The organism is Rhizobacter sp. P2_H2, from assembly GCF_056403375.1.
In genome coordinates this window covers 1-4,136 of record NZ_JBFUFP010000465.1, presented here as the reverse complement: position 1 = coordinate 4,136, position 4,136 = coordinate 1, and the positions used below count along the sequence as shown (strand labels likewise).

Genomic DNA, 4,136 nt, shown 5'->3' with positions numbered 1-4,136 from the left:
GCATGGCGCAGCGTGAGGCCGATGTCGTCAAAGCCGTTGAGCAGGCAGAATTTTCGGAAGGGCTGGACGTCGAAAGGGATCACCTCCCCGCCCGGCCTCTGGACGACCTGGCGGTCCAGGTCGATCGTCAACTTGTAGCCGACAAACGCGTTCACCTCGTCGAACAGGCGGCTCACCTCGTGCTCGGGCAGCACGATCGGCAGCAGGCCGTTCTTGAAGCAGTTGTTGAAGAAGATGTCGGCATAGCTCGGCGCGATGATCGCGCGGAAGCCGTATTGGTCAAGCGCCCAGGGGGCATGCTCGCGCGACGAGCCGCAGCCGAAGTTCTTGCGCGTGACCAGCACCGAGGCGCCCTGGTAGCGCGGCTGGTTCAGCACGAAATCGGGGTTGCGCTTGCGGCTGGCCGGATCCTGGCCGGGCTCGCCGTGGTCGAGGTAGCGCCATTCGTCGAACAGGTTCGGGCCGAACCCGGACTTCTTGATCGACTTCAGGAACTGCTTCGGGATGATCGCGTCGGTGTCGACGTTCTCGCGGTCGAGCGGGGCGACCAGGCCGGTGTGGATGCGGAAGGCTTGCATGGTCAGTGTCTCCTCAGGACAGGCGACGCACGTCGACGAAATGGCCCTGCATCGCGGCCGCGGCCGCCATCGCCGGGCTGACCAGGTGGGTGCGGCCACCGGCGCCCTGCCGGCCCTCGAAGTTGCGGTTCGACGTGGACGCGCAGCGCTCGCCCGGCTCCAGCCGGTCGGCGTTCATCGCGAGGCACATCGAGCAGCCCGGTTCGCGCCATTCGAAGCCGGCGCCGCGGAAGACCACGTCCAGGCCCTCGCGCTCGGCCTGCTCCTTCACGAGGCCCGACCCCGGCACCACCAGCGCGAGCTTGACGTTCTTCGCCAGCTTGCCGCCGATGCGGCGCACGACGGCCGCGGCCTCGCGCAGATCCTCGATGCGCGAGTTGGTGCACGAGCCGATGAACACCTTGTCGATCAGGATGTCGGTGATCGGCTTGTTCGGCTCCAGCGCCATGTACTGCAGCGCACGCTCCATCGCGCCGCGCTTGCCGCTGTCCTTCTCGCGGTCCGGGTCGGGCACGCGGTCGTCGATCGACAGCACCATCTCGGGCGAGGTGCCCCAGGTGACCTGCGGGCGGATGGTCGACGCGTCGAGCTCGACGACGGCATCGAAGTGCGCACCGGCGTCGGTGTGCAGCGTGCGCCAGTAGGCGACGGCGTGGTCCCACTCGAGGCCGCTGGGCGTGAACGGGCGGCCCTTCACATAGGCGATGGTGGTGTCGTCGACGCCGACCAGGCCGGCGCGGGYGCCCGCCTCGATCGCCATGTTGCACACCGTCATGCGGCCTTCCATGCTGAGCGCACGGATCGCGCTGCCGGCGAACTCGATCGTGTAGCCGGTGCCGCCGGCGGTGCCGATCTTGCCGATGATGGCGAGCACGATGTCCTTGGCGCTGCAGCCGCGCGCCAGCGTGCCTTCCACCTTGACCAGCATGTTCTTCGCCTTGCGCGCCAGCAGCGTCTGCGTGGCCAGCACATGCTCGACCTCGCTGGTCCCGATGCCGTGCGCCAGCGCGCCGAACGCACCGTGCGTGGAGGTGTGCGAATCGCCGCAGACCACCGTCATGCCCGGCAGCGTGGCGCCCTGCTCCGGGCCGATSACRTGGACGATGCCCTGGCGCWTGTCGTTCATCTTGAACTGCGTGATGCCGACGCGGTCGCAGTTGGCGTCCAGCGTGTCGACCTGCAGCTTCGAGATCGGGTCGGCGATGCCGTGCGAGCGGTCGGTGGTCGGCACGTTGTGGTCGCTGACCGCCAGGTTGGCCGACAGGCGCCACACCTTGCGGTGCGCCAGGTCCAGGCCCTCGAACGCCTGCGGGCTGGTGACTTCGTGCACCAGGTGGCGATCGATGTAGAGGACGGCGGTGCCGTCTTCCTCGGTGTGGACGACGTGTTCGTCCCAGATCTTGTCGTAGAGCGTGCGGGCCATGGTGGCTTCCAGGTGAGACTCTGGCGAATCAACGATTTTAGGCGCTGAACAATGAAAAACCCCGGCGCCAGGCCGGGGTTTTCGCAGGGTGGAGTTCAGGCTGCTTTGCCGGCGGGCTCAGTTTCGCTGCGCAATGGGTTTCACATTGCGCTGCGTGGCACCGTGGAATAGCTGGCGCGGACGGCCGATCTTGTACTCCGGGTCGCCGATCATCTCGTTCAGCTGGGCGATCCAGCCGACCGTGCGGGCCAGCGCGAAGATCGCGGTGAACAGGCTGACCGGGATGCCGATCGCGCGCTGCACGATGCCCGAGTAGAAGTCGACGTTCGGGTACAGCTTGCGGGCGACGAAGTACTCGTCTTCCAGCGCGATCTTCTCGAGCTCCATCGCGAGCTTGAACAGCGGGTCGTTGTGCAGGCCCAGTGCGTTCAGCACCTCGTGGCAGGTCTCGCGCATCAGCTTGGCGCGCGGGTCGTAGTTCTTGTAGACGCGGTGGCCGAAGCCCATCAGCTTGATGCCGGAGTTCTTGTCCTTCACCTGCTTGATGAACTCGCCGATCTTCTCGACGCCGCCCATCTTCTGCACGTCCTCGAGCATGTTCAGCGCCGCCTCGTTGGCGCCGCCGTGGGCCGGGCCCCACAGGCAGGCCACGCCGGCCGCGATCGCCGCGAACGGGTTGGTGCCCGACGAACCGCACAGGCGCACCGTCGAGGTCGACGCGTTCTGCTCGTGGTCKGCGTGCAGGATGAAGATGCGGTCCATCGCGCGCACCAGCACCTCGTTCGGCTCGTACTCCTCGCACGGCGTCGCGAACATCATGCGCATGAAGTTGCCCGAGTACGACAGGTCGTTCTTCGGGTAGATGTACGGCTGGCCGATGCCGTACTTGTAGGCCATCGCCACCAGCGTCGGCATCTTCGCGATCAGGCGGATCGCCGAGATCTCGCGGTGCTTCGGGTTGTTGATGTCGGTGCTGTCGTGATAGAAGGCCGACAGCCCGCCGACCAGGCCGGTCAGCACCGCCATCGGGTGCGCGTCGCGGCGGAAGCCGCGCAGGAAGAACTGCATCTGCTCGTTGACCATCGTGTGGTTGGTCACCGTCTTGACGAAGTCGGCCTTCTCGGTCTCGTTCGGCAGCTCGCCGTTCAGCAGCAGGTAGCAGGTCTCGAGGTAGTCGCAGTTGGTCGCGAGCTGCTCGATCGGGTAGCCGCGGTACAGCAGCTCGCCCTTGTCACCGTCGATGTAGGTGATGGTCGACTGGCACGACGCGGTCGACAGGAAGCCGGGGTCGTAAGTGAACTTGCCGGTCTGCGCGTAGAGCTTGCGGATGTCGATGACGTCCGGGCCGATCGTGCCCTTGTAGACCGGCAGGTCCATCGCAGGGCTGCCATCGGAGAACGACAGGGTGGCTTTCACGTCGGACGGGGTCATGAGCATTCCTTCAAGCAGGGCAGGTTATGAGACTGAAAACACGCCTTCAGTGCCTGGCGCGCATCAGCTGCAGCACTTCGAGCACGTCGTCGCGCCGCAGGTCGCCATCGGGCTCCTTGCGGGCGAGCAACAGGTCCAGCAAATCGTTGTCGGACAGATCCATCAGCAGGGTCAGCCCCTCGGCCTGCCGGGTTGTCAACGCCGATTCATGACGCGCAAAGAACCGCTCGACGAACAGGTCGTTCTCGAGCAGGCCGCGCCGGCAACGCCAGCGCAGCTTGCTGAGGGCACGTTCGTCGAGCAGCGTGTCGGTCATGTCGAGTTCAGACGGCTCTACGAACCATCAGTTCCTTGATCTTGCCGATCGCCTTCGTCGGGTTCAGCCCCTTCGGGCAGACGTCGACGCAGTTCATGATCGTGTGGCAGCGGAACAGGCGGTACGGATCCTCGAGGTTGTCGAGGCGGGCGCCGGTGTCCTGGTCGCGGCTGTCGGCGATGAAGCGGTAGGCCTGCAGCAGCCCGGCGGGGCCGACGAACTTGTCGGGGTTCCACCAGAAGCTCGGGCAGCTCGTCGAGCAGCTCGCGCACAGGATGCACTCGTACAGCCCGTTCAGTTCCTCGCGCTCTTCCGGCGACTGCAGGCGCTCCTTCTCGGGCGGCGGCATGTCGTTGACGAGGTAGGGCTTGATCGAGTTGTACTGCGT

Annotated in this window: 5 protein-coding genes; all 5 read right to left on the bottom strand. The window is 65.9% G+C overall.

Annotation, left to right across the window (positions count from 1 at the left end; all coding sequences use genetic code 11):
• On the bottom strand, window positions 1-578 hold a 578-nt coding region (gene leuD / locus AC1D15_RS20450), incomplete at its 3' end, for a 3-isopropylmalate dehydratase small subunit (protein WP_477827405.1).
• A 13-nt stretch (window positions 579-591) separates the two neighbouring features.
• Window positions 592-2,001, bottom strand: a complete 1,410-nt coding sequence (gene leuC, locus AC1D15_RS20445) for a 3-isopropylmalate dehydratase large subunit (protein ID WP_477827404.1) — start codon at window positions 1,999-2,001, stop codon at window positions 592-594.
• A 117-nt stretch (window positions 2,002-2,118) separates the two neighbouring features.
• The gene (gltA, locus tag AC1D15_RS20440; RefSeq protein WP_465114467.1) at window positions 2,119-3,432 is read right to left on the bottom strand and encodes a citrate synthase; all 1,314 of its coding nucleotides are present in this window, start codon (window positions 3,430-3,432) and stop codon (window positions 2,119-2,121) included.
• 46 nt (window positions 3,433-3,478) lie between these two features.
• Window positions 3,479-3,748 carry an FAD assembly factor SdhE gene (locus AC1D15_RS20435; RefSeq protein ID WP_047511252.1) on the bottom strand — a complete coding sequence of 90 codons (270 nt, stop codon included), beginning with the start codon at window positions 3,746-3,748 and terminating at the stop codon, window positions 3,479-3,481.
• Between the two features lie 7 nt (window positions 3,749-3,755).
• A partial coding sequence (locus AC1D15_RS20430; RefSeq protein WP_477827403.1) for a 4Fe-4S dicluster domain-containing protein occupies window positions 3,756-4,136 on the bottom strand: 381 nt, incomplete at its 5' end.